Source organism: Tenacibaculum haliotis (assembly GCF_025215075.1).
Lineage (GTDB): Bacteria > Bacteroidota > Bacteroidia > Flavobacteriales > Flavobacteriaceae > Polaribacter > Polaribacter haliotis_B.
The window spans coordinates 1-24,740 of the sequence record NZ_JAOBTH010000020.1; the positions used below are offsets into that span (position 1 = coordinate 1).

The window sequence follows — 24,740 nt, forward strand, 5'->3', positions numbered from 1 at the left end:
ATTATCAGTAAGGCCAGATACAGTTACTCCGTTAATAAATCCAGCATTTAATAAAAGTCCAGTTTCACTAGCAGTAATAGTTACTGTAATTGCATCACCAACTTTAGTAGAAGTATTAGGAATAGATACAGAAGTTATTGTTGGGCTATTCGCATCAATAGCATCTGCGTTTTGACTAATAGCTGTAGTGAAAGCATCAGAGTTATTACCAGCAGCGTCTGTTAAAGTAAAGCTAACTGGAATATCGTCTCCAGCAGCTCTATCAGTATTTCCTTCTACTATTGTATAAGTAGTGGTATAATTACCACCTCCATTATCAGTAAGGCCAGATACAGTTACTCCGTTAATAAATCCAGCATTTAATAAAAGTCCAGTTTCACTAGCAGTAATAGTTACTGTAATTGCATCACCAACTTTAGTAGAAGTATTAGGAATAGATACAGAAGTTATTGTTGGTGCTTTACCATCAACAACAATAGCTTTATTTGCCCCTAAAGAATTTGCAGCACCAGGTGTAGCCAATGTTATATCAGCATTAGTACCAGAACCGTTTTGAATTGTTCCTCCGTTTAATAATATAGCACCAGTAGATATATAGTCTAAATCAGCACTTATATCACCAACTTGTACTGTATAATTAAATGTTAATACGTCTGTACCACTTCCAGAAGTATAGTTAATGGTACGGTCTGTAACACCAGTCTCTAAAGTAATTTGTGGAGCTCCTGTTACTGTAACATTTTCGCTAAAATTAACAATAATCGCGATAACATCACCTACTTTATATGTTCCGTTTGCAGTAGAAGAACTAACACTACTTACAGTTGGTGTACCACCGTTAAAGGTAGAGCCACTGAATGAGCTAGGAACAGTTGTAGGGAAAGAATATCCTCCAAAAGACCAATTTGAAGATGAAGTATTAATTAGAGCAGCACAATCCGTTAAGCTTCCATTACAAATAGGTGAGCCATTATAATATCCCTCTTCAGTAATTATGTTGGCAGTAACTCCATCTGTTAGCCCTGTGTTGGCTAATGAATTATCGTTTATGTCACCAATAAAAGCAAGAAAAGTTCCTGGAGCGGCTCTGGTTCCTGTAAAGGCAAAAAGTTCATCTATAACTGCAGTTGAAAAACCAGGGTCAGATTCAGAAGCTGTTCCTGAGCTAGCTGTTATTCCTCCGCTATTATCATCTGCATCTGTAATATTTATAATATTTCCTTTTGTAATTGTATTACCAGTGTTATTTGTCCATAAAACTTCTCCTTCACCAGTTGGAGTAACGAAAGTGGTTCCATTCCATTCATCGTCTGTAAAGCGTATTGAAGTATTATTAGGACAGTCATCTAAAAGAAGGAATGCAAACCCGTCGTCATTATCGTGATAGGCTACAAAGGCAATGTCACCTGGGGCATCAATTTGACCATTATCATTTTGACTAATGGTATTTAGAATTCCTAAAAAAATAAATAGAAAACTAAAAATTTTGGTATTTAAGGTAATTTTTTTTTCCATAATTGTAGTTGTTGTTTTGTAATTAGCATAAAGATAGTGATTTATAAATAAAATTCACCTTTCGTATTTGAAAGGTGAATGATAATAAGTTTTTAATTTTAACTTCTAGAGGGAAATTGACCTTGTAAACATATAATGTATCTAACAGTAGTAAATGGTTGTCTGTTATCAAAAGCTTGATTACCACCATTCAGTCCAACTGTTCCATTTCCTCCAACTGTTACAGGAATAGTTTGCCCCCCATACTTAGCATTTGGAGTGGCTTCAGAAGCAAAACGATCTCCAGTATTATTAGCTAATACTCCAACGCCAGGATTTGATGCATCTTCATCACCCACTTCTGTATTTACAGGAATGTTAACTGCACCCGTTAAGCCAGATAGGGATAAAGTATGATTATGTTGTGGCATTTGAGCAACTGTTAACATTCTAAATTCTGCTCCACCTTTTGATGCTTGAGGATAATTTTGTAAACCTGGTCCATGCCCTGCACTTATGGCAACTCTACCACGAAAATCTGGTAAAGCAAAAGTCGTTCTACAGTCCCCGCCATACTGACAGCCTAGTATAGAAAATAACGCTGTATTAGAGCTAATAGCTAATAATTGTCCATCGCAAAAAGCCCAGCCTCTTGGTGCAAATGTTCCACCAAACATTTTAATCTCTCCTATAAAGCCATCTTGTTGTGCAGAAATATTTGATATTGATAATAAACAAATGAAAAGTAATGCTGTTAATTTGATTTTTAGTTTCATCTTTAGTAAAGTTTAGTTAGTTTATAGTAACCAAATTTAACAATAGATAATGTGAGGTTGTAAAAAAAAACCTTGAGCGTATAAGTTAAAAGTATAAAAGAGGTTAAAAAAGGTATAAAGGTGCTATTCTTTGTAAAACATTAATTTTTACGCCAAAAAAAAGGAGTAAATAAAATTAATACAGTAAAAAGCTCTAATCTTCCTATCAGCATTAAAAATGAGCAAAACCATTTGGCTGCGATAGATAAATGATTAAAATTACTTACAGGACTAACTGTTCCTATTGCTGGACCAATATTTCCTAAAGAAGAAGCACAGGCTCCTAAGGCAGAATATAAATCTAATCCGAAAAAAGTTAGTATTACAGTTCCTATAATAAAAATTAACATGTATAAAACAAAGAAAGAGAGTATGTTAAAAACAATTTTTTGTTTTACCGCTTTACCATCGTAACGAACAGGTACAATAGCATTAGGATGTAGTGATTTTTTAAACTCTAAAAAACTACTTTTAAGCATTACAATATGTCGAACAATTTTTACACCTCCAGAAGTAGATCCTGCAGAACCGCCTAAGAAAAATAATGAGAAAAACATTGCTGTTACAAAAAAGCTCCACATCGTAAAATCAGCACTTACAAATCCGGTTGTTGTAACTACTGAAATTACAGAAAACAAAGAGTGTCTTATAGCGCTTTCGGTTGCTCCCCATACCATTGGATGTTGAATAGATGTTTGTAATGCTGGATCTTGATAAAAAAGGATCATTATTGCAATAATCGCAGCAATGATTACTGTACCGAAGAAATAATATTTAAATTCTTCACTCTGAATTACTTTACGAACTTTTCCTTTTAAAGCAAAGTAGGTAAGTACAAAGTTGGTACCTGCTACAAACATAAAAAATATAATAATGTATTGTATCATTGGTGTTCCGTTCCAATGGGCAACACTTGCATTTTTTGTTGAAAAACCACCGGTACTAACAGTTGCCATAGCATGATTAATGGCATCAAACCAATTCATACCTGCTACTTTTAAAAGCAAAAACTGAACAACGGTAAGCAATACATAGATTTGCCACAATCGTTTAGCGGTATCAGTAATACGTGGGTGTAATTTATCTGCTGATGGGCCAGGAGCTTCTGCCATAAACAATTGCATGCCTCCAATACCCAATAAAGGTAGTATTGCGATGGTAAGTACAATAATTCCCATACCACCAATCCAATGTGTAGCACTACGCCAAAAGAGGATTCCTTTAGGCATAGATTCTATATCTGTTAAGATAGAGGATCCGGTTGTTGAATAGCCAGAAATAGTTTCAAAAAAGGCATTTGTTATTGAAGGAATACTGCCAGATAAAAGATAAGGAAGCATTCCTGTAATTGATAAAATAAGCCACCCGGAGGTAACAATAAGATAGCCTTCTTTTTTTTGAATTTTTTTATTGTCAGGTTTGTTAAAAAAATAAAGAATTAAACCAATCGCTATTGTAATAATACCAGCGTTTAAGATTCCCCATTTAGAAATTTCATCATAATAAAAACTAAAAGGTAACGAAAACCACATAAACAACCCATTAAGAATAGCTGTTATTCCTAAAAATCGATAAATTAATTTTAGATTAAGGTTTTCCATTAGTTGAATAAATCTTCTACAATTGATATTGCTTCTGGCAAACAAAAAACAATTGCTTTATCACCACTTTGTAGTTGAAAACTACCAAAAGACATGTGTGGTTTTCCATCTCTAATTACTCCACCAAAAACAGCTTCTCTAGGAAAACGTAACTCTTTAATAGGTTTTAAAGTTACTTTAGCATTTTCTTGTACTTCAAACTCAAAAACTTCAGCATCAATATTATGTAAGTTGGCTAATGCTAAAATTTCTCCTTTACGAATGTGGCGAAAAATATTACTAGCGGCAATTAATTTTTTATTAATAAGCGTATTGATTCCTATTGTTTGAGAAATATTGATGTAATCCATATTTTCAACCAAAGCGATCGTTTTTTTAACGCCTTTAGATTTAGCAACTAAGCAAGACATAATATTGGTTTCAGAGTCACCAGTTACGGCAATAAAAGCATCCATCTCTCTAATATTTTCTTCTTCTAAAAGTTCTAAATCTCTACCATCACCATGAATCACTAATGTATCCATTAAATCTTCAGCAAGGTTTAACGCTTTTTCTTTTTTACGCTCAATTAACTTTACCTTAAAATTATCTTTACAAAGGCTTCTAGCAGTTTTTCTACCTATACTACTACCACCAAGAATCATTACATTTTTAATGTTTATTTGCTCTTTACCAACAATAGGGTAGAGCTTAGAGATGCTATAACTTGGAACAGAAAAATAAACTTGATCGTTCATTTTATAAACGGTATCTCCACGAGGAATTATAGTTTGCGCAGTTCCTTCTCGCTTTATAGCGATGGTAATAAAATCAACTAAACTAAATTTATCTTTTGCTTCTTTAACTGTTAAATCTAATATTGGAGATTTATAACTAAGGGTTGTTCCCATGATGTTAAATACACCATTTTCAAAAGCTACGGTATCGTTAAAGGAAGATTGATTTAATAATAATTTTATTTCTTCAGCAGCCAAAGCTTCTGGAGAAATCATAAAATCTACTCCGAAATCTTTAAAATTGATGCTATCATTTTTTAAAAACTCAGGATTGTTAATTCTAGCAATTGTTTTTTTTACGCCTAAAGCTTTCCCTATAACAGAGATCGTAAAATTGGTATTTTGACTTTCGGTAACGGCCAATAATAAATCGGCAGAACCAATTCCAATTTCTTTTAATAATTTAATAGAGGTAGCATCTCCTTTTTTGGTTATAACATCTAAATGATTATTGATATAGTTTAGCTTTTCGCCATCAAAATCAATCACATAAGTATCTTGTGATTCGTAAGAAAGGAGTTTAGCCAAATGAAAACCTACGTCTCCAGCCCCGGCTATAATAATTTTCATATATAAAATTGAAAAGGATAGAATGCAAAGATACTGTGCTTCTTTGGGTTGTGCAAAAAATGAATTATATTTATATCTGATTAATAAACAGGAGGCTATGAATAAAATATCAATTAAATCTTGGGCATTAGATGATAGGCCGCGTGAAAAACTGATGTTGAAAGGTAAATCAGTTTTGTCAGATGCTGAGTTAGTTGCCATTCTTATTGGATCTGGAAATAGAGAAGAGAGTGCAGTTGCCCTTTCTCAGAGAATATTAAAATCAGTAAATAATGATTTAAATGCATTGGCGAAATTATCGATAGAAGAGTTAATGATGTTTAAAGGAATAGGAGAGGCAAAGGCGATTTCGATAATCACAGCTTTAGAATTCGGAAAAAGAAGACAGTTTGAAGAAAGAGAGGTTGTCTCAAAAATAAAGAGCTCGCTAGATGCTGTTACCATATTACAACCTTTATTGGGCGATTTAGAGCATGAAGAATTTTGGGTGTTATATTTAAATAATTCAAATAAAGTATTGGCAAAACATCAATTAAGTAAAGGAGGTTTTACGGCAACACTAGTTGATGTGCGATTATTGTATCAAAAAGCATTAAAATTATCAGCAGTTGGTGTGATTGTGTCACATAATCATCCGTCAGGAAAAATGAAACCAAGTAGCTCTGATATTGAACTTACTAATAAAATAAAAGAAGCCGGTGTTACTTTAGATATAAAACTCTTAGACCATTTAATAATTACCGAAAAAGCGTATTTTAGCTTTGCAGATGAAGGGATTTTATAGTCGTTTATATTTTGCTACAATTTTTATTATAGACTATGATACTTATTTATACTCATAAAATTACGCCTCGTGTTCGTTATGTTTTTAAACATGTTTTTACACGGGTTTTAAAAATACCGATTAATTTTACAGGTAAAGTAGAAGAGTTTGTAGCCTATAATGGGCCTAAATTTTCGTATACGAATGTAGCTTTAGGAAAAGAATTTTTTGTAAAAAGTAACGAATTGTTATTTCAACAAGGAATTAAAAATTTCGAAATAAATGTAAAAAAATGGGATAACCTTCCTTGCTTTTTTTCAACAGATGAGCAATCAGAAATTCCGTTCGATATTTTTGCTGCAAGTTTTTATCTAATTTCTAGGTATGAAGAATATTTACCACATGTAAAAGATGTACATACTCGTTTTATGGCAACGGAAAGTATCGCTTTTAAATCTGGTTTTTTAGAAAAACCTATTATTGACATTTGGGCCTATAAATTTTTAGAAATATTAAAAATTAAGTTCCCAGACTATGAACACGCTACAAGAAAATATAAATACATTTCTACAATTGATGTAGACAATGCTTTTGCCTACAAATACAAGAGTTTTGTACGAACAATGGGCGGGTTTTTAAAAGATGGATCACAATTTAAAATAATTACAATTTGGGATCGATTTGCAGTTTTATTCAATATAAAGCGAGATCCGTTTAATACTTTTAAATCGATTGTAGAATTAAAAAAGATATATGAAGTTAGAACTATTTTTTTCTTTTTAATAGGAGATTATACCACTTTTGATACAAACGTATCAGCCTCAAAAGGAAAATTTAAGTTGCTAATAAAAGACATGGTTGATTATGCACGAGTAGGCTTGCATCCATCGTATTATACAAGAGAAAATAATTTATTGTTAAAAAAAGAGAAAGAACGATTAGAAAATATCATTAATATGCCGATTAAACGTTCTCGTCAGCATTATTTACGATTATCACTACCAAAAACATATCAGAATTTAATCGATTTAGAAATAGAAGAAGATTACTCGATGGGGTATGCAAGTCATACCGGCTTTAGAGCAAGCACTTGTACGCCGTTTTATTTTTATGATTTAGAATTTGAAATTCAAACACCCTTAAAAATATTTCCTTTTGCTTTAATTGACACCACTTTAAACGATTATATGAAACTAACACCAAAACAATCGTTAGGTAAAATTAGAGATTTAAAGAATGAGGTTAAAGCTGTTAACGGTGTTTTTATCACTGTTTTTCATAATGAAAGTTTAAGTAATTATCAAAGATGGCGCGGATGGAAACGAGTATATAGCTCGATGTTGAAAATAGTTAGACATTAATTAAATTTAGTAAGCATTATATTTTTATATGAATATAGAACACATTTTTTTTGATTTAGATCATACACTTTGGGATTTTGATAAAAATTCAAAACTAACTTTCCAACAAATTTTTAAAGAACAAGAGATTCAATTAGAAATAGTGGAATTTTTAGAAGTGTATATGCCTATAAACCTTGAATATTGGCGATTGTATAGAGAAGATAAAGTTACAAAATCGGTATTAAGATACAGTAGATTACAGGATGCTTTTAACGCTGTAAATTATACAATTTCTGATACTTTAATCAATACAATTTCTGAAGATTACATAAAGTATTTACCTAATCACAATCATTTATTTGAAGGTGCTATTGAGGTTTTAGAATATTTAAAACAAAAATATGAATTGCATATAATTACAAATGGTTTTGAAGAAGTTCAAATTTTGAAGATGCAAAAATCAGGAATAGCTAAATACTTTAAAGAAGTAATTACGTCGGAAAGTGTGGGCGTAAAAAAACCAAACCCTAAAGTTTTCGAGTTTGCTTTAATGAAGGCAAAAACAACTCCAAAAAATTCTTTAATGATAGGAGATAGTTATGAAGCTGATGTTATGGGTGCATTAAAAATTGGGATGTTAGCTATTCATTTTACGAACGACACAAATACTAAACAAGGCATTTTAAGTGTTGAATCATTACTAGCATTAAAAAAATATGTATAATACGATTTATAGTTTATTAAAAATAACCGATATTGCTGATACTTATACTATTATTTTAAGTTTAAATTAATTAAGAATTATAATGAAGAAAATATTTTTGATTTTACTGATGTTAACGACATCAATTTTTGCGCAAAAAAAAGTGAATAATTACAAATACGTAATTGTACCCAATAAATTTGATTTTTTAAATAAGAATGATAAATATCAAACAAGTTCATTAACTAAGTTTTTATTTAATAAATATGGTTTTACAGCTATTTTGGAAGATGAAAAATTACCGAATGATTTAGCTAAAGACAGATGTTTGGCGTTAAGAGGGGTCATAAAAGAAGCATCTGGTATGTTTTCAACGAAAACATTTGTAGAATTACGAGATTGTTTTAATAATGTTGTCTTTACCTCTGTAGTAGGAAAAAGTAAGCAAAAAGAATACAAAAGAGCCTACCAAGAATCGATTCGTAATGCATTTAAAACTATTAAAAGTTTAAATTATAAATACACACCTCTTAAAAAAGAAAAAATTGAGGTTGTTAATGAAAATATACCAGCGGTAGTTGCTTTACCCAAAATAGTTGTTAATAAACCTGTTTCTGTAAACACAAATAAAGAGGTTGAAATAGCAAATTTATATGCGCAATCAACTGCTAACGGATATCAATTAGTAAATACGAAACCCGAAGTTGTTTTTCAATTATTGAAAACGAATATAAAAGATGTTTTTGTTATCAAAAATAAAAACGGAATCCTTTATAAAAATAATGCAATTTGGATTGCTGAATATTATAAAGAGAACGTACAAGTCATTAAAAAATATCAAATAAAATTTTAATATGATATTAAATGAATTAAAAAAGCGAGCTGGATAGCTCGCTTTTTTTAATAGTTATATTTATCCTTCCAACGTTTTTTTAATAATTCTCTGAATTGATTTTCACGAGGATTATTACCTGGTTCGTATAATTTTGTGTTTTTAATTTCGTCAGGTAAAAACTCTTGATCTACAAAGTTACCGGCATAATTATGTGAATATTGATAATCTTTACCATAATCCAAATCTTTCATTAATTTGGTTGGTGCATTTCTTAAATGCAACGGAATTGATAAGTCACCTGTTGTTTTAACTAAGTTTTGAGCTTCGCCAATAGCTATATATGAGGCATTGCTTTTTGCTGAATTAGCTAAATATACAGCACACTGACTTAAGATAATTCTAGATTCTGGATACCCAATTACAGATACTGCCTGAAATGTATTATTAGCCATAATAAAAGCGGTAGGATTTGCATTTCCTATATCTTCAGATGCCGCGATAAGCATTCTCCTTGCTATAAACTTAACATCCTCACCACCTTCAATCATTCTAGCCAACCAATATACAGCACCATTTGGGTCGCTACCTCTTATTGATTTTATAAAAGCAGATACAATATCATAATGTTGTTCACCTGTTTTATCATAACGAACGGTGTTTTTTTGAATTTTAGATAAAACAAGCTCATTAGTTATCTCTATTTCATTGTCTGCGGCAACTAATAATTCAAAAACGTTTAATAATTTACGAGCATCACCACCAGAGACTTGTAATAAAGCTTCAGTTTCTTTTAAGTGTATTTTTTTTTGTGAAATAAATTCATCTTTTTCTATTGCTCGATGCAATAACGCAATTAAGTCATCCTTGTCGAATGAATTTAAAATATAGACTTGGCAACGTGAGAGTAGGGCAGGAATCACCTCAAAACTTGGATTTTCGGTAGTTGCTCCTACTAAGGTAACCCAGCCTTTTTCTACAGCAGCGAGTAATGAATCTTGTTGGGATTTACTAAAACGATGGATTTCATCAATAAATAAAATTGGATTTTTTTGCGTAAACAAACCGCCGCTTTTTTTTGCTTTTTCAATAACTTCTCGCACATCTTTTACACCCGAACTTATGGCACTTAACGTATAAAAAGGACGGTCAGATTCATTGGCTATAATATTTGCTAATGTTGTTTTACCGATTCCAGGAGGCCCCCAAAGAATTAAAGAAGGAATAATGCCTTGTTTAATATGATTGGTTAAAATTCCGTTTTCGCCCACCAAGTGTTGTTGACTTATATAGTCTGATAAATTTTGTGGACGTATTCTTTCTGCCAAAGGTTCATTCATACGGTAAAAATATAAAAGATTTATGACAGATCTTCCGAAATTGTTGTTTGGATTTATTTTTGTTATTTTAATGATGATGAAAACAACTACTCAATTAAAATTTTCGAACCGTATTTTTAGTATGCCGTTCCTTTTCGTTTTCTTGATTTGGTTTACTTATTGGATAGAAATTACCTTCGGATTCAATTTTAATAAATACGGAGTATCACCCAGAAATTTAGGTGGTTTAAAAGGTGTTTTAATGGCTCCTTTCATTCATGGTGATACGTATCACCTTTTTAATAATTCGGTTCCTTTGTTTGTGCTCTCATCATGTCTTTTTTATTTTTATAATAAGGTTGCAGTAAGAGTTTTATTATTTGGAGGATTGTTTACAGGTTTTTTAACATGGATTATTGCCAGTAAATCCTATCATATTGGAGCTAGTGGAATTGTTTACCTGCTTTTTAGTTTTATTTTTTTTAGTGGTATTATCAAAATACATTATCGATTAGTAGCAGTTTCACTAATAACTATTTTTCTATATGGAAGCATGATTTGGTATGTATTACCAATTAAAGAAGGAATGTCTTGGGAGGGGCATTTATCTGGATTAATAGCCGGATTTGTTTTAGCAATAGTTTACAGAAAAAGAGGTATTGTAAAAGAAAAACATGAGTTTTCTAAAACTGAATTTGATGATATGTTTGATGAAAACGGAAATTACATTCCGCCAGTAATAAACGAAGAGAAAGATTTACCAGAAATCAGTTACACCTATTTTTATAAAGAAGAGGAATAAAAAATCCTGCAAAAAGCAGGATTTTTAAAAATTATATTATTGTCTTTGTCTTAGTGTTTCATACAAAAATACTCCACAGGCAACAGAAACATTTAAAGATTCAATTTCACCAAGTAAAGGTAATTTGGCTTTATAATCTACCATTTTTAAAACAGAAGTACTTACACCTTTGTGCTCAGAACCCATTACAATTGCCATTGGTTGATTAAAATCAACATCAAAAACAGCATCTTCTGTTTTTTCGGTAGCAGCTACCATTTTTATATCGGCAGCTTGTAATTGAAACATGGCATCTTTAATATGATCTACTTTACAAATAGGAATTTTAAAAGCTGCACCAGCTGATGTCTTTATCGTTTCAGCATTTACTGGAGCACTACCACTTTTTTGAATGATAATTCCGTTTACACCCGTACATTCAGCAGTTCTAATAATGGCACCAAAATTTCGTACATCAGATACTTGATCTAATAATAAAAATAAAGGCATTTTATCAGAGGCTATAGTCGTTTCAATCAATGTTTCTAAATCATGAAAATCTACCGGAGAAATTTTTGCTACTGCTCCTTGGTGATTACTGTGTTTTGATAATCTATCAAGTTTTTCAGTAGGAACTACACTAGTTGATACTTTGTTTTTTCTTAATAATTTATCTAATTCAAAAAACAACTCACCTCTAAGTCCTTTTTGTAAATATACTTTGTTAATTGATGCATTACTTTCAATAGCTTCAATAATTGCTCTAATACCAAAAATAGTCGTGTTTTCTTCCATGCTGCAAATGTACTAGAATTTATGGTATAAAAAAACCACCTCGTTAGAGGTGGTTTTAATAATTTATGTTATACAATTTTTTTAATTAAAAACCAAAATTTTGTACAACATTAGAGTTTACACCAGTCTCTAAATCAGGAATAGGGTAAGCAAAATTATAAGCTCCATAGGTTACTCCTCCATGAGTTTGATTAATCGCATCAACTAAAGGGATATCTTTTCCTGTTCTAGCTAAATCATGAAAACGCATACCTTCGAAAGCAAATTCTTTTCTTCTTTCTAATAGGATATTATCCAAAGTAACAGCTGCATATGTTGTAGCTCCTCTTTTTGAAGGAATACTATTTAAGTGAGTTAAAGCAAGAGTAGGATTTTCAACCATAATAGCTTCAGCATATATTAAAACAACCTCTTCGTATCTAATGACAGAAATATTATCATCAAAAGTATTCATAGTAGGGTATTTTCCTATGTTTCTTATTTCTCCTCCAGCTGTTGAAATAAAAGATGCTCCTCCTCTAACATCACCAGCATCATATATATCTACTAAATCTTGTAGACCAACAATATCTCCATAACTAGTTCCTCTGTATATATTAGCTAAACCATTAATACCAATATTATCAGTAGCATTTGCAGCAACCTCGAATACAGAATTAGGTGCTGAATCTGTACTAAAAGTACTAGCTAAGTCGTTTTCGTCAACAATTGAAAAATCACCAGAATTAATTACTAATAAAGCAGCATCTCTTGCTGTAGGTAAATCTCCAAAATATAAAGCTATTTTAGCTTTTATTGCATTAACAGCATTAGTAGTTAATGTTTGCTTAGATACATCGTTTAAAGAAGCACTCATTAAAGTAAGCGCTGTATTTAAATCATCAATAGCTAAGTTTTTTACTTCAGTAACAGTATTTCTACTAGGAAAGTAGTTAGATGGATCTCTAAAAGTAGTCATATATGGTACTCCTAAAGTACTATCACCTCCACTTACATGTTGTTGACCATATAATTTAACTAAATCGAAATGAGCTAACGCACGCATTGCATATGCTTGACCCTTTAGGTGATTAATTTTAGTGGCATCTCCTTGAATTCCAGATTGATTAATAACAATATTAGCTAAACCAATAACTCTATATATCTGTGTCCATTGACTTCCAGATTCTGTAGGTAACAAATCCATTTGACCTTCTTTTACAAATCTATTTGAATTTGCATTTGAATAAACATTATCACTTCTAACTTCATTAATAATAATGTAGTCTCTACCGTAATATGTTTGACCAGAAATACGATTGTACGCTCCATTTATAATACCTAAGAGATCTTCATAAGTATTAACATTCGATTCTAAATCCTTGTCTTGAGCTAATGTAGGATCTAAATCCTTGTCATTACATGCTACCATACCACCTAGTAGTACTATTGTAGCAATAAAATAAATTATTTTTTTCATTTTTTGTTAAAAATTAATGTTAATACCAAATACTACTGATTTGACAGGAGGTGTAACTAGTGAAGAGTAACCTGATGCTTGAACTTCTGGATCTAATTTTAATCCACTATCTTTTACCCATGTGTATAAGTTTGTTGCTTTTGCTGTAAGGGTAACAGATTCAATAGGAGTGTTTTTTAGAACACTTTCAGGAAATTCAAATCCAATAGTAACATCTCTTAAACGAAGATAATCTCCGTCATATAAGTGTCTTGAGCTTGTTGAGTGAAAATTATCAGAACCGCCATAGGCAAGTTTTGGAACATTTGTGATATCTCCAGGTTTTTGCCATCTGTCTAATAATTCAGAAGTACCATTATAACTAGCTAAAGTAAAACTATTTGTTCTAAAGTAATGCTGTGCATATTGTTCATATACTTTATGACCTCCTGTAAAATATAAAGAAGCATCTAAGAAAAAGCTTTTATATTTTAAATGAGTAGAAACACCTCCGTTATAAGTAGGTAACGCACTTGCTCCTTGGTATACTCTGGCAGCAGAATTGTAATCAGAAGTTACAGCACCACTAACACCATCTACATACCATGTAGGAGAACCTGTTGCAGGATCAACTCCAGCCCAAGTACGCATGTTCCAACCAGAAATAGGTTGACCAACTATAGTTGCTTTATACGTGCTACCTTCTAAAGGATTAATGTCTTCACCTATTGAATTTTTAGCAAGTTTAGTAACTTCATTTTTAACGGTACCATAGTTTGCAGATACAGACCATAATAAATTATCATTATTTATTATATCATAGCTAATTTCTGCTTCAATACCTGTGTTTAAAGCTTCTCCTATATTTGCAGTTTGCCCTGAAAAGGCTGTTGTAGCTGATAAAGGAACGCTTTGTAATAAATCGTAAGTTTTTCTATTATAGTAAGATACGTTACCTCTTAACCTGTTGTTATACAGTCCGAAATCTAGTCCTACATCATATGTTGTACCTTTTTCCCAAGCTAATAAAGGATTACCTAATTGACTTGCATAAGAAGCTCCATTACCTGCATAATCAGCATCAAAAGATAATAATGCTTGGTATGAATTTGTTGCTATTCCTGAGTTACCTGTTATACCCCAAGAACCTCTTAATCTAAGAGAATTAAATTGAGTATCTGATAAGAAATCTTCTTTATGAATATTCCAAGCAACACCAACTGATCCAAAATTACCAAATCTATTTCCAGAACCAAACCTTGAAGAACCTTCTCTTCTAAAAGTAGCGTCTAAAATATATTTCTGGTCATAATTATAATTCAACATACCTAAATAAGATACGTTAATCCAATCAGTAAAAGATGAACTAGCTTCATAATTTGCACCTGCACTAGCAATGTTTGTTAAACCATCAGTTGGAAAATTTTCACCATATGCGTATAAGTAATTACTTTGATTCTTTTGATATTCAAACAGCGCTGTAACATCAAAATTATGATCATTTACATTAAACTTATAGTTTAATGAATTCTGAACAACATAGTTAAAGTTCTTGGTGTCAGAAGATTGAGAGTATCCGTTTACGTCTCTACCATCACCGTTATATCTGTTTTTGTAATCTTTGAATTCAGATAAAACAAAATCTAAACCAATTGTAGTAGAGAAAGTTAAGTTTTCTATAAATTCATAATCGATTTTAGTATTACTCCCAAATCGAGTAAGTTTAGTAGATACATCATCAACCGAATTTCCATATAAAGTATTGTGTAATGGTATATCTAGATTATAGGTCCCATCAGCATTATAAGGGCTGAAAAAAGGGTTCATGTAATATCTTGTTAAATAAGGGTTAGAAAATGTAGAACCCCCTTCTGATATTGGTCTTTGTTTAGAGTTAGATACGTTAATTGATTGACTTAACTTTAAATTATCTCTTAATTTGGTGTTTAAGTTTAAAGATCCAGTAATTCTTTTAAAAGGATCACCTATAACAATCATTTCTGTTTGGTTATATCCTAAAGACACATAGTAATTTGTGTTTTCTGAACCACCAGAAACAGATAAGTTATAATTTTTAATCATGGCGTCTTTATTTTCAACTAATCCACCCCAATTATATTCTTTTTTGTCCCAATCAGCAACACCTGCGACGTTATTAGCATAAGTAAAAGCTCTTGCGTCATCTATATCTGCTAAACCAACAACGGTAGCATATGTACGGTATATAGATTCAACCAATAACTCTTCTCTTTCAGCACCAGTTAAAGCACGTCTATCGTTTTTAGCTTCATTTTGATAACCAAAAGAACTTGTAAAGCTAAATTTTGCTTTACCTGTTTTACCTTTCTTTGTTGTAATTAAAATTACACCATTAGATCCTCTAGCACCGTATGCAGCTGTAGCAGAAGCATCTTTTAATACTGTCATACTAGCAACATCTTTACTGTTTACAGAAACTAAAGCACTTAAAGAACTATTAGAAGTTGATCCTGAAAAATCTCCAGATATCATAGGTACACCGTCAATAACGTATAAAGGAGAATTACTAGCACTTAATGAACCAGCACCACGAATTCTAATGTCTTGAACAGCACCTGGAGTACCAGAAGTACTAGATATTTGTAATCCAGCAACTTTTCCCTGTAAAGCTTGGTCAATTGATAAAACAGGTACGTTTTCAATTTGATCTGCTTTTATTGTTACAGCGTTACCAGTTAATTCATTTTTAGATTTAGATGTATAACCTAAAACTATAATTTCCTCAAGCTGATTGTCTGTAGCCATGATTACATTAATCATGTTAGATGTTCCAACAGTTTTTTCTGACATCTTCATACCTACAAAACTAAATACTAAAACATCTCCAATTTTAGCTTTAATAGTATATTTTCCATCAAAATTTGTTTCACCACCTTGAGTAGTACCTTTTTTCATTACCGTAACCCCAGGTAAAGGACCTGATTCGTCAGAAACGGTACCTGAAATTGTTTTGTCTTGTGCAAAGGATATTTGCACAACCAACGCTAGTAACAGCGTTAAAATCCCATTAAACTTTGTCTTCATTGTATAATTATTTGAATTAATTAGCTGCTAAAGTCTTAATTTTATCCCAATTAAACAATTTTTTAACAAAAAAGAATGTGTAAATGTTTTTTAGTTACTTTTTAAAAAGCAAATAAAGCTCAAGGAGTTCTAATTCCTTAAGCTTTATTTTTGTTAATAGTTTAGTTATATTTCCCAACCACCGTTTGAGTAATCTATATCAGGTGTTCCTGTAGTTCCACCAAAAGTGTAAACTGGTAAAGGAACAGCGTTTAAAGATTTTCCAGGTACAGGGTAATGTAAAAAAGTGCCTTTTTGAAGTAGTCCTTCTTTTCTCATTTCAAAAAAAGGTAAAGCCATACCAGTTAAAGGAAACTCAATAATTCTTTCATAATGTATAGCATTTGCAATTGCAATTGCATCAGTTGAAGAAACATCTGGTAAATTACCACGAATCTTTCTTGTGCCCATGTTTAATACAGTAGCAGCCCCAGTTAAATCGCTAGTTCTTAACATCGCTTCTGCTTTGTACATATCATTTTCAGATACAGTATAGTCAGGCATGCTTTCTGCTTCAGTAGCTAAAAAGAAGTCATATCTTTTGTATCTGTATGAGCTATAATGATAATCACCTCTTGCAGGGTTAAAATCTTGACTAGTTAGATATTCATAATCACTTAAGAGCCTAGCGTCTGCACTAGTTGATTCAGCTATGGTTACTGTTCCTGCTGGCCATACACTTGGTGTGTTTGGATCCATTAAGTTTATTGCATACATATCTGTTCTTGCCCAACCAAATTGACATAAAACCCATTTGTAATCATCCCAAATAGTATCAGCATTTGTCGTCACTTCAAAATCTCTAGAAATCCCTTTATTTGCGTAACCTAATACTTTAGTCCAGTTTATTGCATCTCTCTCTGTAGTATTACGAGCATTCATTGTTAACATTCTAGCTCCCATAGAGTTCATAAAAGAAGCTAAATCTACACTATTATATGTGTGTCCAGGTATTGTGTTTGCTGCTAAGTCGAAATTATTTGCTTCAGCTATTGAGATAGCTAAATCTAGTTTTTCTAAAGCGAAAACCATAGCGTCTTTATAATCCACCGGTTTTCCGTTGTTTAAAGCACCGTTTTCATCTGATAACCAAGCCTGGTCGTATACTAAAGCTGCATAACCAACAGAAAGAGCTTGACCAAAACGACCAATTGCTTCAATTCTCTTAGGGTCTTCAAAAGCCGTTCCATTGTTTACAGCTTGTATTAATGTATTTGAATCGTTAAGAATAGAATAGATTGCATTAAAAAAAGTTTCATTAAAACCTGCGTTACCATAACTAGCTTGATTGTTGTAAGCTACTCTAGGTTGGCTAGATAAATCTCTCATTCCTGCATTACCCCAAGAGCAAGTTGCTGCATCTGACATTGTAGTTAAAGCAATACCTAAATTTGAATATTGATGATTAGCATTCCACCAATTAAAAATAACAGTGGTTGATAAAGCTTCAAGAGCTGATACATCAGTCGTTAAAGTTGCTGTGTCAGGGTTCTCAGAATTTTGTACTTCTAAATCAGTTTCAAAATTCTCGCATCCTATAAAAAGGAATATGGCAACAATAGAAACTATGTGTTTTATATTTTTCATTATATTTAAAATTTTAATTGAACTGCAAGTGAATAAGATCTTGATACAGGATACACTCCGTAATCTACAGAAAAGTATTGTTGAGTATCAGTACTAAAAGTGCTTACTTCTGGATCCCACCCTTTGTAATCTGTAAAAGTCAATAAGTTTTGACCTGATAAAGTTAATTTTAACGATTTAAAAAATCCTTTAGCAATCTTGTTAAGTTGTGATTCATCAAATGAGTACGCTATAGAAGCTTCTCGTAATTTTACATAACTACCGTCTTCTACCCAGAAGGCATTACTATTATTTGTGTCATACAGACTTTCATAATATGGAATTGTTTTCTTGTTAGCAGCATTTTTGCCAGCTTGGTCAACCATAGCACTTCTTCCGTCAATAGTAATCCATTGATTATTACGGTTGTATACGTCACCACCCTTTTTCCAGTCCCAAAGCATGTAGAATTTGAAACCTTTATATTTTAAACTAGAATTTAAACCTAAATTAAAATCTGCATTTTGGTTCCCTATTTTTTCACTAACAGCTGTTCCGTTAGCGTCAACTAATGCAGTTGCAGCTTCAGTAGTTGTACCAATAGAAGATTTTAAGACAACTATGCCATCTGAATTAACAGAGTAATCTGTGATTGAATTACCTGTAGGGAGTTGTTGAGCCATTTGATCTAATGTAGTAACAAATTTTCTACCATACATAGAGCCAAATTCTTCACCTTCTTTTATTAAAAATAAATCATTTGGACCAACTTTTTGTTGAGAGACGTTTAATGCGGTTATTTGATTATTAGACATAGAAAAGTTTACGCCAACATCCCATGACAAATCGTCTGTTTTTATTACGTTAGCATTTAAGGTAGCTTCAATTGTATTAAAATCTACTGTACCTACATTTTGCCATTGTTGATTGAAACCAGCATTTGCAGGTGAAAATAAATCAACTAACATAAATTGATCTTCTGTTTTTGATTTTGAGTATACAGCTTCAAGATTAAATCTATCTAAAAAACTAGCGTTTAAACCTATTTCTAATTCTGTAGTTTTTGATGGTTTTAAATTGGGATTACCCTTGGTTCTGTCTGTTGATAGAATACCATCGCTAATTCCAACTTGTTCATATTGCCAATTAAATCCAGGTCTTTGTCCTGAAGTTCCGTAAGCAGAGTGTACTTTTAATTCTTGGACTCCTGGAATGTCAATATCTTTGGTTATACGATATGCACCCGAAACTCTATAATAACTAGCCCATTGATTATTTTCACCAAATAAAGAAGAACCATCTCGTCTATACATAGCATCAAAAATGTATCTATCTTTATAATCAAGACCTACAATAGCAAAAAAGTTTTTTGCTCTTTCATCAGTCTTATCAGACCCAGAAGAAACATTAGAAGGGTCGAAATTGTCAAGAGAAGGTATACCAGGGTATAAAAAATCAATTCCATTGGCTTCAAAAAATTCATATTTACCATCTTCTATTAAGTAGCTGATTTTACTTTTTAGATTAAGGTCATTCCAGCTCTTCTTGAAATTAAGGGTAAGCTGTGCTTTTTGAGTTAAGCGATTAGAGAATGATTCATATAAACCTCCTTTTGAGTACCCAAACCCAACAGGGTCAGCTGTTTTTGTGAATGAAGTATATGGGTTAAGTCGACTTAATTTACTGTCAATATTTTCAAAAGCATATTCACCATCTAAATCTAAATAATCATTTAATTTGATGTTCAATTTATAACTACCAGTAAATTTTCTAGTTCTTCTAGTTCTTTCTGTGCTGTAAAGATCGTATAAAGGGTTTGTTAATTCAGATTGCCATTGATCAGGAAAGTAGTAATAAGGTTGACCATCAGGGTTTTGTTCAAATACATAAACATCAGGGTTTAATCTAATTGCAGATCTATAAAGGTCGTCGTCATTTGGAGGGGTGTTATCGACAGTAGATATGAGGTTGTTGCTAGTGTTGAAACTTAGCCAGTCATTGATTTCAAAATCACCATTAAATCTAAAGCTATTCCTGTCGTATCCTTTTGTTTCAACCAATATACCTTCTACATTGCTGTTTTCATATGAAAATAGTAGTCTAGCTTTTTCTGAACCGCTAGAAACAGAGGTGTATAATGTTCTGTTAAAGCCTTTTCTGAAAAAATCGTCTTGAAAATCAGAATATTTACCGTAAGGGTTGTCAGCGTATTGATCAGTATCTAGAGATCTACCTCCAATAACAGCTGAACTTCTAATACCATTGTAGTTTGCAGGATATGTAACGCCATCGTATTTTGTGTATATTCCTTTGGCAGATTCCCAATCTGAAGCTAAGGTGTATGCATGAGATTTATTTAAATCCATTTTGTTGCCTAATTCTTGAAAGCCAATAGAGGATCTAATTGTAACTTCAGTCTTACCAACTTTACCTCTTTTAGTAGAAATAACAATAACTCCGTTACCAGCTCTAGAGCCATATAGGGCAGACGCAGATGCACCTTTTACAATTTCAAAAGAAGCAATATCGTCAACGTTCATATCTGAAAGTCCTCCTTCAACAAAAGCTCCATCAACTATGTATAGTGGTTCTTGAGAGCCATATAGATTTTTAGCGCCTCTTAATATGATGTTAGCACCTTGACCAGGTTGCCCTAAGTTTGTAACGGAAACACCGGCAACTTTACCTTGTAAAGCACTAGCTGCAGAGCTTACAGGTGCATCTTCTAGTCTATTAGCACTAACTTTAGCAACAGATACAGAAAGTTTTTTCCTAGAGGTTCCACCTGCAACACCAGAGACAATGATTTCATTTAAAACGTTGTCGCTTGTCATGAAGATGTTAATAGAATTTGACGTGTTAACTGTTTTTGTGGTAGTTTTCATGCCTACAAAACTAAAAATCAAGACATCTCCATTTTTAGCTTTAATAGCGTATTTCCCATCAAAATTAGTTTCCGCACTTACATTTGTGCCTTTTTTTAATACCATTGCTCCTGGTAGTGGTCCTGACTCGTCAGAAATAATACCTGAGATTGTTTTTTCCTGCGCAAACGTTATTTGAACCAGTAGCGCTAAGAAGAGTGTTAAAACTCCATTAAACTTTGTTTTCATTTTGTAATTATTTGAATTAGTTTGGTCAAAACTCTTAAATAAATCTTAAAAAAACAACAAATTCTTGTATTATTTATTAAATTATTAAATTTTATTCATTTTTTTAACATATAATAAATGGTTAATTTAATTTCTGTAATGTATTCTTGGGAGGTTTGTAGTGAATTAGGTTCTTGAAAAATTACTCTATAATAGATAGGTTGTTCTGTTTAAAAATAAAAATAACTTACTGGTATTTGAATAATTAGAAATTAATTGTACATTTGCACACTCTTTTTAAAAGAGTAATGTTAGTACAAATTAAAAACAAGTAATAATAGTATGCCAACTATTCAACAATTAGTTCGTAAAGGAAGAACCAAAATAACTAAGAAGAGTAAATCGGCTGCATTACAAGCTTGTCCTCAGAGACGTGGAGTTTGTACGCGTGTGTATACCACTACACCTAAGAAACCTAACTCAGCGATGAGAAAGGTTGCAAGGGTAAGATTAACAAATGGTAACGAAATTAACGCGTATATTCCAGGAGAAGGGCACAACTTGCAAGAGCACTCGATAGTATTAGTTAGAGGTGGAAGGGTAAAAGATTTGCCAGGAGTTAAGTATCACGTAGTACGTGGTGCATTAGATACTGCAGGAGTTGAGGGTAGAACCCAACGTAGGTCTAAGTACGGTGCAAAACGCCCAAAGAAGTAAAAACAATCAATTAACTTTTTTAATGTAAAGACATGAGAAAAAGAAAAGCGAAAAAAAGAGTTCTTTTACCAGATCCAAGGTTTAATGACCAATTAGTAACACGTTTTGTGAATAACTTAATGTGGGACGGTAAAAAATCTGTAGCTTTTAAAGTATTTTACGATGCAATGGATATCGTAAACGAAAAGAAGACTGACGAGGAAAAAACAGCCTTAGAGGTTTGGAAAGATGGTTTGTCAAATGTAATGCCACACGTAGAAGTTCGTTCTCGTCGTGTAGGTGGAGCAACATTCCAAATTCCAATGCAAATTCGCCCAGACCGTAAAGTGTCTATGGCAATTAAATGGATGATTACTTATACGCGTAAGCGTAATGAGAAAACAATGGCACAGCGTTTAGCTGCTGAAATCTTAGCTGCGGCTAAAGAAGAAGGAGCTGCTGTTAAAAAGCGTACAGACACTCATAAGATGGCTGAAGCTAACAAAGCATTCTCACACTTTAGATTCTAAGAAATGGCTAGAGATTTAAAATTTACTAGAAATATTGGTATTGCTGCGCATATTGATGCAGGTAAAACCACTACGACAGAACGTGTATTGTATTATACAGGTGTTAGTCATAAAATAGGTGAGGTGCATGATGGTGCCGCAACTATGGACTGGATGGAGCAAGAGCAAGAAAGAGGTATTACAATTACTTCTGCTGCTACTACTTGTGAGTGGAAATTCCCATTAAACAATGGTGAGTCTACAGATGAAACAAAAGGATATCACTTTAATATTATTGATACTCCAGGTCACGTTGATTTTACAGTAGAAGTAAACCGTTCGTTAAGAGTACTTGATGGATTAGTTTTCTTATTTAGTGCAGTTGATGGTGTTGAGCCTCAATCTGAAACTAACTGGAGACTTGCTGATAACTATAAAGTACCACGTATCGGTTTCGTTAATAAAATGGACCGTCAAGGATCTAACTTTATGGCAGTATGTCAGCAGGTTAAGGATATGTTAAAGTCAAACGCAGTGCCAATTGTTATGAACATTGGTGATGAAGATGAGTTTAAAGGTATTGTAGATTTAGTGAAGAACCGTGCTATAGTATGGCATGATGCTACACAAGGGGCTACTTTCGATATCGTAGATATACCAGAAGAATTAAAAGAAGAAGCTGCTGAATTAAGAGGTAAACTTATTGAAGAAGTTGCTGCTTATGATGAGAATCTTTTAGAGAAATTCATGGAAGATGAAGACTCTATTACTGAAGAAGAAGTGCATGCTGCGCTTCGTGCTGCAGTTATGGATATGTCTATCATTCCTATGATTTGTGGATCAGCGTTTAAAAATAAAGGTGTACAGTTCTTATTAGATGCTGTTTGTCGTTATTTACCTTCTCCTTTAGATAAGGAAGCAATCGTTGGTACTAACCCAGATAATGGTGAAGAGATTTCTCGTAAGCCAGATGTAAAGGAGCCTTTCGCTGCTTTAGCATTTAAAATTGCTACTGATCCTTTCGTAGGTCGTTTAGCATTTTTTAGATCTTATTCAGGTAGATTAGATGCAGGGTCGTATGTTCTAAACAACCGTTCAGGTAAAAAAGAACGTATCTCTCGTATCTATCAAATGCATGCTAACAAGCAAAACGCTATCCCTTTCATTGAGGCAGGAGATATCGGTGCAGCAGTAGGTTTTAAATCTATTAAAACAGGAGATACTTTATCTGATGAAAAGCATCCTATTGTTTTAGAATCTATGGACTTCCCAGATCCAGTAATTGGTATCGCGGTTGAGCCTAAAACTAAAGCAGATGTTGATAAATTAGGTATGTCTTTAGCAAAATTAGCAGAAGAAGATCCTACATTTACTGTAAGAACAGATGAAGCTTCAGGACAGACTATTATTTCTGGAATGGGTGAGTTACACTTAGATATTATTGTTGATCGTTTAAAACGTGAATTCAAGGTAGAAGTTAACGAAGGTCAGCCTCAGGTAGAATATAAAGAAGCAATTACAGCAGCAGCTGAACATAGAGAAGTTTTCAAAAAGCAATCTGGTGGACGTGGTAAATTTGCTGATATAGCATTTACTATGGAGCCTGCTGAAGAAGGTGTTCAAGGTTTAGTATTTGAGTCTGTAATTAAAGGTGGTAACGTTCCTAAAGAATTTGTTCCTTCTGTAGAGAAAGGATTCAAAGAAGCTATGAAGAACGGTCCTTTAGCTGGATACGAAATGGATTCAATGAAAGTAACTTTAAGAGATGGATCTTTCCACCCTGTGGATTCTGATGCATTATCTTTTGAGTTAGCTGCAAAAATGGGTTATAAAGCTGCTGCAAAAGCTGCTAAAGCCAGAATTATGGAGCCATTAATGAAAGTTGAAGTGTTAACTCCTGAAGAAAACATGGGAGATATCGTAGGAGATTTAAACAGAAGAAGAGGTCAGGTTAACGACATGAGTGATCGTGCTGGATCTAAAGTTGTAAAAGCATTAGTTCCATTATCTGAAATGTTCGGATATGTAACAGCTTTAAGAACAATGTCTTCTGGTAGAGCTACTTCTACTATGGAATTTTCTCACTACGCAGAAACTCCATCAAATGTTTCTGAAGATGTAATAGCAAAATCTAAAGGTTAATAAGATATTAAGATGAGCCAAAAAATTAGAATTAAATTAAAATCTTACGATTATAACTTAGTAGATAAGTCTGCTGAAAAAATCGTAAAGACAGTAAAGTCAACAGGAGCTGTAGTTAACGGTCCTATTCCTTTACCAACAAATAAAAAGATTTTTACAGTATTACGTTCACCACACGTAAACAAAAAATCTAGAGAACAATTTCAATTATCTGCTTACAAAAGATTATTAGACATTTATAGTTCTTCTTCGAAAACTATTGATGCTTTAATGAAACTTGAGTTACCAAGTGGAGTTGAAGTTGAGATTAAAGTATAAGTAAATAACTAACTTTCGGTTTAATTTTTTTAAACCGAAAGTTTTTTATACTTTTGCGCACCGGAATTAACGTTCTGCGGTGTAA

19 protein-coding genes are annotated in these 24,740 nt (G+C 32.6%); 9 read left to right on the plus strand and 10 right to left on the minus strand.

The window, feature by feature from the left end; genetic code table 11:
• The 4 genes from N2251_RS01765 to trkA form a co-directional block, all read right to left on the minus strand.
• A partial coding sequence (locus tag N2251_RS01765) for a hypothetical protein (RefSeq protein ID WP_260584966.1) occupies positions 1-1,515 on the minus strand: 1,515 nt, incomplete at its 3' end.
• A 98-nt stretch (positions 1,516-1,613) separates the two neighbouring features.
• Positions 1,614-2,270: a phage tail protein gene (locus tag N2251_RS01770; RefSeq protein WP_260584967.1), complete on the minus strand. Its 657-nt coding sequence runs from the start codon at positions 2,268-2,270 to the stop codon at positions 1,614-1,616.
• A 140-nt stretch (positions 2,271-2,410) separates the two neighbouring features.
• Positions 2,411-3,910: a TrkH family potassium uptake protein gene (locus N2251_RS01775; protein WP_260584968.1), complete on the minus strand. Its 1,500-nt coding sequence runs from the start codon at positions 3,908-3,910 to the stop codon at positions 2,411-2,413.
• Complete coding sequence (gene trkA, locus N2251_RS01780; protein WP_260584969.1) at positions 3,910-5,256, minus strand: Trk system potassium transporter TrkA; 1,347 nt, start codon at positions 5,254-5,256, stop codon at positions 3,910-3,912. Before trkA ends, N2251_RS01775 begins: the two co-directional genes overlap by 1 nt.
• 97 nt (positions 5,257-5,353) lie before the next feature.
• On the opposite strand from trkA, the gene radC reads away from it, so the two are divergent.
• From radC to N2251_RS01800, 4 genes are all read left to right on the plus strand, one after another.
• Positions 5,354-6,040, plus strand: a complete 687-nt coding sequence (gene radC / locus N2251_RS01785; protein WP_260584970.1) for a RadC family protein — start codon at positions 5,354-5,356, stop codon at positions 6,038-6,040.
• 35 nt (positions 6,041-6,075) lie between these two features.
• The gene (locus N2251_RS01790) at positions 6,076-7,380 is read left to right on the plus strand and encodes a polysaccharide deacetylase family protein (protein WP_260584971.1); all 1,305 of its coding nucleotides are present in this window, start codon (positions 6,076-6,078) and stop codon (positions 7,378-7,380) included.
• 28 nt (positions 7,381-7,408) lie between these two features.
• Positions 7,409-8,086 (plus strand): YjjG family noncanonical pyrimidine nucleotidase, encoded by a 678-nt coding sequence (locus tag N2251_RS01795; RefSeq protein WP_260584972.1) that lies wholly within the window; start codon positions 7,409-7,411, stop codon positions 8,084-8,086.
• 82 nt (positions 8,087-8,168) lie between these two features.
• Positions 8,169-8,918 carry a hypothetical protein gene (locus N2251_RS01800; RefSeq protein ID WP_260584974.1) on the plus strand — a complete coding sequence of 250 codons (750 nt, stop codon included), beginning with the start codon at positions 8,169-8,171 and terminating at the stop codon, positions 8,916-8,918.
• 47 nt (positions 8,919-8,965) lie between these two features.
• Here the strand turns inward: N2251_RS01800 and N2251_RS01805 are convergent, their stop codons facing one another.
• Complete coding sequence (locus N2251_RS01805) at positions 8,966-10,237, minus strand: replication-associated recombination protein A (RefSeq protein ID WP_260584975.1); 1,272 nt, start codon at positions 10,235-10,237, stop codon at positions 8,966-8,968.
• Between the two features lie 22 nt (positions 10,238-10,259).
• On the opposite strand from N2251_RS01805, the gene N2251_RS01810 reads away from it, so the two are divergent.
• Complete coding sequence (locus N2251_RS01810; protein WP_312025077.1) at positions 10,260-11,018, plus strand: rhomboid family intramembrane serine protease; 759 nt, start codon at positions 10,260-10,262, stop codon at positions 11,016-11,018.
• Positions 11,019-11,054: 36 nt separating this feature from the next.
• Here the strand turns inward: N2251_RS01810 and rlmB are convergent, their stop codons facing one another.
• The 5 genes from rlmB to N2251_RS01835 all read right to left on the minus strand — a co-directional run bounded on the left by rlmB (position 11,055) and on the right by N2251_RS01835 (position 21,011).
• Positions 11,055-11,792 carry a 23S rRNA (guanosine(2251)-2'-O)-methyltransferase RlmB gene (rlmB, locus tag N2251_RS01815; protein ID WP_260584976.1) on the minus strand — a complete coding sequence of 246 codons (738 nt, stop codon included), beginning with the start codon at positions 11,790-11,792 and terminating at the stop codon, positions 11,055-11,057.
• Between the two features lie 85 nt (positions 11,793-11,877).
• Positions 11,878-13,251, minus strand: coding sequence for a RagB/SusD family nutrient uptake outer membrane protein (locus tag N2251_RS01820; protein ID WP_260584977.1), 1,374 nt, complete (start codon positions 13,249-13,251; stop codon positions 11,878-11,880).
• A 6-nt stretch (positions 13,252-13,257) separates the two neighbouring features.
• Entirely contained in the window at positions 13,258-16,293 is a 3,036-nt protein-coding gene (locus N2251_RS01825) for a SusC/RagA family TonB-linked outer membrane protein (RefSeq protein ID WP_260584978.1), read from the minus strand.
• A gap of 165 nt (positions 16,294-16,458) precedes the next feature.
• Positions 16,459-17,919 carry a RagB/SusD family nutrient uptake outer membrane protein gene (locus N2251_RS01830; RefSeq protein ID WP_260584979.1) on the minus strand — a complete coding sequence of 487 codons (1,461 nt, stop codon included), beginning with the start codon at positions 17,917-17,919 and terminating at the stop codon, positions 16,459-16,461.
• 5 nt (positions 17,920-17,924) lie between these two features.
• The gene (locus tag N2251_RS01835) at positions 17,925-21,011 is read right to left on the minus strand and encodes a SusC/RagA family TonB-linked outer membrane protein (protein WP_260584980.1); all 3,087 of its coding nucleotides are present in this window, start codon (positions 21,009-21,011) and stop codon (positions 17,925-17,927) included.
• A gap of 321 nt (positions 21,012-21,332) precedes the next feature.
• Here N2251_RS01835 and rpsL point away from each other — a divergent pair, with 321 nt between their 5' ends.
• From rpsL to rpsJ, 4 genes are read left to right on the plus strand one after another with little or no spacing between them, the layout of a single operon-like run.
• The gene (rpsL, locus tag N2251_RS01840; protein WP_028887479.1) at positions 21,333-21,707 is read left to right on the plus strand and encodes a 30S ribosomal protein S12; all 375 of its coding nucleotides are present in this window, start codon (positions 21,333-21,335) and stop codon (positions 21,705-21,707) included.
• Between the two features lie 32 nt (positions 21,708-21,739).
• Positions 21,740-22,216, plus strand: a complete 477-nt coding sequence (gene rpsG, locus N2251_RS01845) for a 30S ribosomal protein S7 (protein WP_260584985.1) — start codon at positions 21,740-21,742, stop codon at positions 22,214-22,216.
• Between the two features lie 3 nt (positions 22,217-22,219).
• A complete protein-coding gene (gene fusA / locus N2251_RS01850) occupies positions 22,220-24,337 on the plus strand; it encodes an elongation factor G (RefSeq protein ID WP_260584986.1) in 2,118 nt (705 codons plus the stop codon).
• A 12-nt stretch (positions 24,338-24,349) separates the two neighbouring features.
• On the plus strand, positions 24,350-24,655 hold the full coding sequence (gene rpsJ / locus N2251_RS01855) for a 30S ribosomal protein S10 (RefSeq protein ID WP_024740605.1): 306 nt from the start codon (positions 24,350-24,352) through the stop codon (positions 24,653-24,655).
• The last annotated feature ends 85 nt before the right edge of the window (positions 24,656-24,740 follow it).

Bases quoted from the DNA above. Each gene is read 5' to 3' on its own strand.
- rpsJ (WP_024740605.1), top strand. From the start codon at position 24,350: ATGAGCCAAAAAATTAGAATTAAATTAAAATCTTACGATTATAACTTA.
- N2251_RS01775 (WP_260584968.1), bottom strand. From the start codon at position 3,910: ATGGAAAACCTTAATCTAAAATTAATTTATCGATTTTTAGGAATAACA.
- rlmB (WP_260584976.1), bottom strand. From the start codon at position 11,792: ATGGAAGAAAACACGACTATTTTTGGTATTAGAGCAATTATTGAAGCT.
- N2251_RS01795 (WP_260584972.1), top strand. From the start codon at position 7,409: ATGAATATAGAACACATTTTTTTTGATTTAGATCATACACTTTGGGAT.
- N2251_RS01800 (WP_260584974.1), top strand. From the start codon at position 8,169: ATGAAGAAAATATTTTTGATTTTACTGATGTTAACGACATCAATTTTT.
- N2251_RS01805 (WP_260584975.1), bottom strand. From the start codon at position 10,237: ATGAATGAACCTTTGGCAGAAAGAATACGTCCACAAAATTTATCAGAC.
- rpsL (WP_028887479.1), top strand. From the start codon at position 21,333: ATGCCAACTATTCAACAATTAGTTCGTAAAGGAAGAACCAAAATAACT.
- rpsG (WP_260584985.1), top strand. From the start codon at position 21,740: ATGAGAAAAAGAAAAGCGAAAAAAAGAGTTCTTTTACCAGATCCAAGG.
- N2251_RS01830 (WP_260584979.1), bottom strand. From the start codon at position 17,919: ATGAAAAATATAAAACACATAGTTTCTATTGTTGCCATATTCCTTTTT.
- N2251_RS01820 (WP_260584977.1), bottom strand. From the start codon at position 13,251: ATGAAAAAAATAATTTATTTTATTGCTACAATAGTACTACTAGGTGGT.
- N2251_RS01790 (WP_260584971.1), top strand. From the start codon at position 6,076: ATGATACTTATTTATACTCATAAAATTACGCCTCGTGTTCGTTATGTT.
- N2251_RS01825 (WP_260584978.1), bottom strand. From the start codon at position 16,293: ATGAAGACAAAGTTTAATGGGATTTTAACGCTGTTACTAGCGTTGGTT.
- radC (WP_260584970.1), top strand. From the start codon at position 5,354: ATGAATAAAATATCAATTAAATCTTGGGCATTAGATGATAGGCCGCGT.
- N2251_RS01835 (WP_260584980.1), bottom strand. From the start codon at position 21,011: ATGAAAACAAAGTTTAATGGAGTTTTAACACTCTTCTTAGCGCTACTG.
- fusA (WP_260584986.1), top strand. From the start codon at position 22,220: ATGGCTAGAGATTTAAAATTTACTAGAAATATTGGTATTGCTGCGCAT.
- N2251_RS01770 (WP_260584967.1), bottom strand. From the start codon at position 2,270: ATGAAACTAAAAATCAAATTAACAGCATTACTTTTCATTTGTTTATTA.
- N2251_RS01810 (WP_312025077.1), top strand. From the start codon at position 10,260: ATGACAGATCTTCCGAAATTGTTGTTTGGATTTATTTTTGTTATTTTA.
- trkA (WP_260584969.1), bottom strand. From the start codon at position 5,256: ATGAAAATTATTATAGCCGGGGCTGGAGACGTAGGTTTTCATTTGGCT.